At 65.8% G+C, this 6,631-nt stretch carries 7 protein-coding genes, 3 pseudogenes and 1 other annotated feature; of the genes and pseudogenes, 6 read left to right on the forward strand and 4 right to left on the reverse strand.

Annotated features, from left to right (window positions below):
* Window positions 1–2: 2 nt before the first annotated feature.
* The 4 genes and pseudogenes from IRX98_RS16680 to IRX98_RS16695 all read right to left on the reverse strand — a co-directional run bounded on the left by IRX98_RS16680 (window position 3) and on the right by IRX98_RS16695 (window position 2,776).
* Complete coding sequence (locus IRX98_RS16680; protein ID WP_224278676.1) at window positions 3–572, reverse strand: hypothetical protein; 570 nt, start codon at window positions 570–572, stop codon at window positions 3–5.
* A 189-nt stretch (window positions 573–761) separates the two neighbouring features.
* Window positions 762–1,915, reverse strand: a pseudogene (locus IRX98_RS16685) (IS3 family transposase).
* A 100-nt stretch (window positions 1,916–2,015) separates the two neighbouring features.
* Window positions 2,016–2,195: pseudogene (locus IRX98_RS16690) on the reverse strand (transposase); the annotation flags it as partial.
* 269 nt (window positions 2,196–2,464) lie between these two features.
* Window positions 2,465–2,776 (reverse strand): putative quinol monooxygenase, encoded by a 312-nt coding sequence (locus IRX98_RS16695; protein WP_003941073.1) that lies wholly within the window; start codon window positions 2,774–2,776, stop codon window positions 2,465–2,467.
* A gap of 107 nt (window positions 2,777–2,883) precedes the next feature.
* Between IRX98_RS16695 and IRX98_RS16700 the strand changes: the two genes are divergently transcribed.
* The 6 genes and pseudogenes from IRX98_RS16700 to IRX98_RS16725 form a co-directional block, all read left to right on the forward strand.
* The gene (locus IRX98_RS16700) at window positions 2,884–3,825 is read left to right on the forward strand and encodes a GlxA family transcriptional regulator (protein ID WP_224278678.1); all 942 of its coding nucleotides are present in this window, start codon (window positions 2,884–2,886) and stop codon (window positions 3,823–3,825) included.
* A 177-nt stretch (window positions 3,826–4,002) separates the two neighbouring features.
* Complete coding sequence (locus tag IRX98_RS16705) at window positions 4,003–4,278, forward strand: nucleic acid/nucleotide deaminase domain-containing protein (protein ID WP_224278680.1); 276 nt, start codon at window positions 4,003–4,005, stop codon at window positions 4,276–4,278.
* Window positions 4,275–4,844 carry an SUKH-4 family immunity protein gene (locus IRX98_RS16710; protein WP_224278683.1) on the forward strand — a complete coding sequence of 190 codons (570 nt, stop codon included), beginning with the start codon at window positions 4,275–4,277 and terminating at the stop codon, window positions 4,842–4,844. The genes IRX98_RS16705 and IRX98_RS16710 overlap by 4 nt, the downstream gene beginning before the upstream one ends.
* Window positions 4,845–5,256: 412 nt before the next feature.
* Window positions 5,257–5,580: a transposase gene (locus IRX98_RS16715; protein WP_224278685.1), complete on the forward strand. Its 324-nt coding sequence runs from the start codon at window positions 5,257–5,259 to the stop codon at window positions 5,578–5,580.
* Window positions 5,538–5,666, forward strand: a sequence feature (AL1L pseudoknot). Its footprint overlaps the gene before it by 43 nt.
* Window positions 5,604–6,188 (forward strand): annotated as a pseudogene (locus tag IRX98_RS16720) (IS3 family transposase); the annotation flags it as partial. It overlaps the preceding feature by 63 nt.
* 58 nt (window positions 6,189–6,246) lie before the next feature.
* Window positions 6,247–6,631, forward strand: a 385-nt coding sequence (locus IRX98_RS16725; protein WP_224278686.1) for a helix-turn-helix domain-containing protein, incomplete at its 3' end; no start/stop codon positions are given.

A 6,631-nucleotide genomic window follows, 5' to 3' on the forward strand; every position in this document is an offset into this window, starting at 1 on the left:
GATCAGGACGTCAGGACAGGTGGTCCGGTGTGCTCGTCCACGAACCACAGGTACGGCAGCTCCTGACCTGTCATGGTGATCGGCCGCAGGTCGCTCGCCGCCTCGAGCGCGGCGAGGGTCGACACCTCCGCGGGCAGGCATCGGTACACTGGGCCGGCAGCGCGCCACCGCGTGACCCATTGCCGGATGCAGCGGAGGATCTCAGCCGTTGAGGGGCGCAGGTCCTGGTCGTCGATCAGCCAGAAGGTCACGATCGCTGTCCGCTCCGGGTCAATCCGGCTGTCGTGCACGTGCGTTCCGGTGCGCTCGAGGTACTCCCCGAGTGGGCGCAGGTAGACACAGCCGAGCTCGCGCTCACCGTCGTGGTCCAGCACTGCATATGCGTACGCAGTGCCGTCCACGTGCTCGGCCTCGTGGACTGCCATGAGCCGGCGGGCCCCGTCGCGGCCGAGATCCGCGGGCCATCGGCCTGCGCTGTGGGCGTGGATCGCCTGGGAGCTGGCACGGTACGCCGCCAGGTCCAGGTCGAGGAGGTGACTCGACAACGGGACGATCCGCAGATCACCCTCCACCGACTTCGGCTCGGGCCACCGTCTGGGCCGAGGCGCTCGCGTCATGCGGTGGTGTCCCATTCATCAAGATCGCTCGGGTGGAGCCACTCAGCCGCCAGAGCTCCGAACACCCACAGAGTGGGTCTGCCCCGGATCTGGTTGACACTCTGACGTGCCCTATGGCTTGGTTACCCGTTGGTGTCTGCAGTCTCAGGCGGTGACGGTGGTGGTTTCGGAGCGTAGTTCGTATTCAATCGGGGTGCGGTAGCCGATGCTGGAGTGGCGTCGTTGGCGGTTGTAGAAGATCTCGATGTACTCGAAGATCGCGTTGGCCAGCTCGACTCGCGTCTTCCACTTCTTGCGGTTCAGCAGCTCGATCTGCATCGAGGACCAGAACGATTCCATCATTGCGTTGTCGAGGCCGTCGCCGACACTGCCGAAGGACGGCATCAGGCCCGCGGCGCGGATCTTGTCGCCGAAGGCCCACGAGGTGAACTGGACTCCGTGGTCGGCGTGGACGATCCCACCCGGTGCGGGCCGGCGGTTGCGGATGGCCATATCGAGGGCGTTGATGACCAGGGCGCTGTCTTGTCGGGTGTCGATCGACCAGCCCACGATCCGGCGGCTGTAGGCGTCGAGGACGGCGGCACAGAAGACCTTGCCCTCGCGGGTCGGGTGTTCGGTGATGTCGGTGACCCACAGCTCGTTCGGGGCCAGGCGGTGGAACTTGCGGTTGACCAGGTCCTCGCTGGTCACGACACCACGCAGCCGCTTGACTCGCGCCGGCCCTGGTAGGCCGTAGATCCCGGCCTGGGTCATGAGCACCGAGATCAGCCGCGAGCTGACCTGGACGTTCATCGCCATCGTTAGCTCAGCGTGGATGCGGCGGTAGCCGTAGGTACCGCGCGAGGCGACGTGGACCTCGCGGATCAGGCCGGTCAGCCACTCGCGGCGCAGTTGCGTGGCCGAGGTCGGCCGGTTCTTGTAGCGGTAGTAGCCGGGGCTGGAGACACCCAGCACCCGACAGCACTTCTTGACCGGGATGCCGGCGTCGACGAGGCGGTCGATCACCGGATGAACCCTTTTGGGTGCGGCTTCTCCTCCGCCAGGAACTTCGAGGCCGCACGGATGATCGCTAGCTCAGTCTCGAGCTCACGGATCCGTTTGCGCGCCGCCCGGAGCTCCGCGGACTCGGCGGTGGAGACCCCGGGACGCTCCCCGCGGTCGATGCGGTCCTGGCGGACCCAGGTGTGCAGACACCCGGCGCTGATGCCGAGCTCGTAGGCGACCTGCTTGATCTGCTTGCCGGCACGAACGAGCGCCACGGCTCGCTGACGAAACTCTGGCGGGTAGGGACGAGGCACGATGCACAGCCTTCCAAGAAGGCCCTCGACTCTTCAGCCAATCGGGTAACCAACCCATGGGGCACGTCAGTTCGGGTCTGATCGAGGGACGGCGTCGGTAGGGACGTGAGCCGTCGGCGGCGAGCAGGATCCGGATCCGGTAGTTGGTGAAGTTGCGGAAGCCGTGGGCCAGGCGGCGGGTCTTCTCGATGACGCCGTTGAGCGCCTCGGTCGGCCCGTCGCTGGTGCCGGGTCCTTCGAAGTAGGCGAGCACGTGAGCGGCTCGCTTCTTCAGGGTCCGACAGGTGGCTCCGGCGAACCGCCCCTGACCTGCGGAAACGCAGGGCAGGGGCGGTTCGGTTCTGGTGGTCGCGCGATGCGCTGACCTCGTGGCTCTGCCCGACACCGACGTCGCTCTCCTCTGCGACGGACCCCTCGCCGGCTGATCGCTCGCGGCCAGCATCCTGTCCGTGTGCCGATAGGCCTCACACCGCTCGGCAACGCAGCGTGGCGTTGCGTCGCGACCTGGCGACGGCTCGGCGGGCCGCGATGATCTCGTGCGTTGGCGGACTACGGGAGCTTGGACGCGAGGACGTCGGCCGCCAGGATCTCGGGTGCTGCGCCGAGGAGGTGCTGGTTGGCCATCAGGGCTGCGACGATGGCGCCGTTGGCGTGGGCGTCGCGAGCGGCCTCGTCGGGGAATGCATCGAAGATCCAAAAGGTGTCGGCGTGGGTCCTGACCGCGAACCAGACAATCGTTCCCACTTCTTCGTTGGCGAGTGCGACAGCGCCGGCGAGCAGATCGGCGAGCGCGTCGTGCTGTCCATCGGCCGCGACGATCTTGGCGACGAAGGCATACGGAAGTGATGCGGGTGTGGACATGAGGGGTTCTCCTTGAAGTCGGGGTTCTTCGTGGGGCGAGTTCAGCGTATGACGAGCGAGGGCCGATGGGGAGTGGCGTATACGACAGTATTGCTAGTGTTCGCGCCATGCGTATCGGACTGATCGCGATCGACGGCTGCTTCGGTTCGGCTGTCGCGTCGGTCATCGACATCGTGCGGGTGGCCGACGGAGCCCGCGGCGATATCGACCCGCGGATCGACCCGATCGAACTCGCCATCCTCGGACCGAAACGGCGAGTGACCACGACGGCATCGATGACCCTGTCGGTTGACCACCCGCTGTCGGAGTCCGGAGAGTTCGACGTGGTCGTCGTCCCTGCGCTCGGAACCCTCACGGCCGCCGCTACCAACGACGCCCTCCAGAGCCGAGATGCTCGTTCGGTCATCGCCTCGCTCGGGCGCCTCGACGACGCGACCACCCGGATCGCCGCGGCGTGCACCGGCGTGTTCGCCGTCGCCGAGACCGGACGGATGCATCATCGGCGGGCGACGACCAGCTGGTTCCTGGGGCCGGAGTTCCTGAAGCGCTATCCGACCGTCGCCCTCGATCTCGACACCATGGTCGTCGTGGACGGGAACCTCGTCACCGCCGGCGCCGCGTTCGCCCACATCGACCTCGCGCTCTCACTCGTGCGATCGATCAGCCCCGACCTGGCCCAACATGTCGCCAAGCTCCTCCTCATCGACGAGCGTCCGTCGCAGGCGGCCTTCGTCGCCTACGAACATCTCCGGCACGATGACCCGATCGTCGTCGAGTTCGAACGCTTCGTGCGCGCCCGCCTGGACGAACCGTTCAACGTCGCCTTCGTCGCGCAGTCGCTCGGCACCAGCCGGCGCACCCTCGAACGACGAGTCCGTGCGGCGCTCAACCTCACTCCGCTCGGCTTCGTCCAACGGCTTCGCATCGAACGAGCTCGGCACCTCTCAGCAACCACGGACCTCACCTCCGCCGAGATCGCGCTACGGGTCGGCTACGCGAACGCCGAGACTCTGCGCTCCCTCCTGCGCAGGGAGCGACGCCGTTCCTGACCTATCGCCATGCCTGCAGCCGGCGTCCTAGTGCTCGACTGGAACCACCTCTCAGCACGTCGCGTCGACGCTCCTGCGTCGCCCCTGGACGACCCACTCGACACGCCCGCAGGGCATCGCGGCAGTAGGCCGTGACGTGGGCACGCCGCTCGTGAACCGGACGGGCGCCGGGTCCGGATGACCCCCGCCGGTCGACTGCTCGCCGACCTCGACGGCACCACCTCGATCATGGGGTGCAAGAATGACGGGACCATGCACGCCGAGGAGATCATCGTGGCCGAAACCGCCGGCGCGGAGCGCCTCCTTGAGATTTTCTCGGGCCGCAGCCCATGCCACGATATCTGCAAGCCGCTGCTGAATCGCTATGCGCCGGGCGCGCAGATCACCTATGCGGTGAAATACAGGCCAAATTTCCGGCGCGAGCCGCAGAATATTCTCGACGGGTTCAAATGACCGAATTCTTCGTCCGTATCGAAAAGGAACTGGACGGGCTGGCCGGTGCCAGCCTGTCCCGCTTGCTCAAGCGCAAATACGATACAACCACCGTCAAGGCGAACTGGCTGGCGGTACTGGAAGATTACCCCAAGTCCAATTTCCACTTTCCGCGCTTTCCCGATCAATGTGTCGAGGTGACCTGGCAGGGCGGCCGCTATCTGGCGTTTGGCACCTCGGGCGAGGGCGTTCTGGCCGAGGCCGCCGATGGCACGATCCGGCTGCTGAACCCAGTGGAGGAACTCTTCGACGAGGAAAGCGTCTTCGTGAACAGCAACTCGGATGCCTTTGTCCGCTGTTACTGCCTGTTCATGGCGGCGGTGTTCACGGCCAAGGGCTATCCGGGCGATCTGATACAGCACATGCCGGCGATCACCGACCCGCTGCGCGATCAGTTGACCGATGCCGACCCGCCGGCGATGGCCGAGCCCGCCTTCTGGTCGCAACTGCACTATATGCTGGACGACCTCATCTTTCCGCTGGCGGTGCCGATCCTCGATTACCTCGAGACCGGGCGTATGGGTTGATCCTTCGCCAGGCCACCGTGTCGACGTGGATCCGCCCGACCAACCTGCCCAACTGGACCACGCACGTCCAAATCGGCAAGGACACCTCGGACTTCCTGCTGCTGCAGTAGGGAATACGCCGCCGAGCTCGTTGTGCACGGCAGAAATGTTTTGCAGTTTGTACTCCACGGATCCACTCGAACGGTCGATTTTCTGGAGCGGTCCTGCCGGAAGGCCGTTTTGCTGAACGGTGTGCCGTCAAGTTCAAGGCGCAGCATCTCGAAGTAGGTGTCGATCGTCAGGTCGACCTCGCGCTTCTCCCAAGCCGCACCAGCCATCGCATTCCGCCTCCTGGTTGGCTCAAGGTACTAGCCAAGGGACATGAACCGCCCCGGCATGTCCGGAGAGCTGATTCGTTGGAAGGATCACTCTCATGGCACGTCCCTCGAGGTACCCAACCGAGCTGCGTGAGCGCGCAGTGCGGATGGTGATCGAGTCCCGGCAGGACTATCCGCACGAGTCCGCGGCGATCAGGTCGGTCGCGGCGAGGCTGGGCATCACCTCTACTGAATCGCTGCGCAAGTGGCTGCGGCAGGCTGAGATCGACGGCGGTGTCCGTCAGGGCAGGACCAGCGAGGAGATCGCTGAGATCAAGGCGCTGAAGAAGGAGAACGCCGAGCTTCGGCGTGCCAACGAGATCTTGAAGTCGGCCTCGGCTTTCTTCGCGGCGGAGCTCGACCGCCCCAACAGGTACTGATCGACTACATCGAGGACCACAAGGTGGAGTTCGGGGTCGAGCCGATCTGCCGCGTGCTTACTGAGCACGGGATCAAGATCGCCCCTTCCACCTTCTACGACGCCCGCTCGCGACAGCCCTCCAGGCAGCAGGTCCGCGATGCGGAGCTGGTCGAGATCATGGTGGCTGAACGCAAGCGACAGAAGCTGATCGCGCGGTTCGGTGCGCGCAAGATGTGGCTGCATCTGCGTGGCCGTGGTCATGACGTCGCCCGCTGCACCATCGAGCGGCTCTACCGCGAGCAGGGCTGGGTAGGGGCGCTACGGCTGAAGAAGGTCCGCACCACCATCGGCGATCCGGCTGCCGAGCGGCCACTTGACCTGGTCGATCGACAGTTCTGGGCGAGCCGACCAAACCAGCTGTGGGTCGCGGACTTCACCTACGTCGCGACCTGGGCCGGCACCGTCTACGTCGCCTTCATCTTCGACGTCTTCAGCCGCAGGATCGTGGGCTGGCGGGCCGCCACTCGGATGACGACCGACCTGGTGCTCGACACCCTCGAGCATGCGATCTGGACCCGTCAGCAGGCCGGGGTCACCGACCTGTCGGGCCTCATCCATCACACGGACGCGGGATCCCAAGGCGGAATCAATCGGTCGTCGCAACACCCCGTCATGGAGGTGTTGAGTGGTACGTCGTCAGCAAGCAGCAGATCGAGCGATCCGGCCGAAGCTTCGGTCGCCGGGGCACCCGAAGTTCCAGCGTCATGTCGAGGCCGCGTTCTGGGCCGAGATCGCCAATGGCTTTCTGCCCATCGAGGCCGCCGCGACGGTCGGCGTGGCGCAAGCGGTCGGTCAGCGGTGGTTCCGCCACGCTGGCGGCATGGCGCCGTTCGATCTGACGTTCAAGGCCACAGGCCGGTATCTGTCGTTCGCTGAGCGTGAGGAGATCGCGGTGCTCAAGGCCCAGGGCAAGGGCGTGCGCGAGATCGCTCGTGAGATCGGGCGCGACCCTGGGACGGTGTCACGCGAACTGCGCCGCAACGCCGCCACTCGGGGCGGGAAGCTCGAGT

The organism is Nocardioides lacusdianchii, assembly GCF_020102855.1.
Taxonomy (GTDB): Bacteria; Actinomycetota; Actinomycetes; order Propionibacteriales; family Nocardioidaceae; genus Nocardioides; species Nocardioides lacusdianchii.